This is a genomic window from Photobacterium sp. DNB22_13_2 (assembly GCF_052873915.1).
The window spans coordinates 1-327 of sequence record NZ_JBNNXU010000079.1 but is presented as its reverse complement, the minus strand read 5'-3'; the positions used below and the strand labels follow the sequence as shown (position 1 = coordinate 327).

Below are 327 nucleotides of genomic sequence, written 5' to 3'. Positions count from 1 at the left end.
CTCTTGTCCGGGTAGCCAAGCAGCGTGACGCGGTAGTCGGCATCCACATACAGCGTGAGCTGCGACACGTAGATCGGCCAGAACAACCGCACACGCCACGCGCCTCCGCCGCTGCCTGCCACCACCGAATCGACAAACTGCATGCGCTTGAATGGTGCGGCAAAGCCGCCGGGCCGATAGACGTAGGCATCGTCGATGCGGCCGTCGGGGCGCAGCGCCCATTCGGCGTAGCTGCCGACGTTGTCGCGCTCGCCAACATACGGGATGTTTGCGATCACGTACCAGCGCCCCATATAGCGGGGCAGATCCACCGGCACGGTCTGCAAG

The 327-nt window shown here is 64.5% G+C and carries 1 protein-coding gene; it reads right to left on the bottom strand.

What is annotated here, in order from left to right; genetic code table 11:
- Positions 1-327 (bottom strand): lipocalin family protein (locus ACVA58_RS27865; RefSeq protein ID WP_446513491.1); only part of this gene is annotated, 327 nt, incomplete at both ends.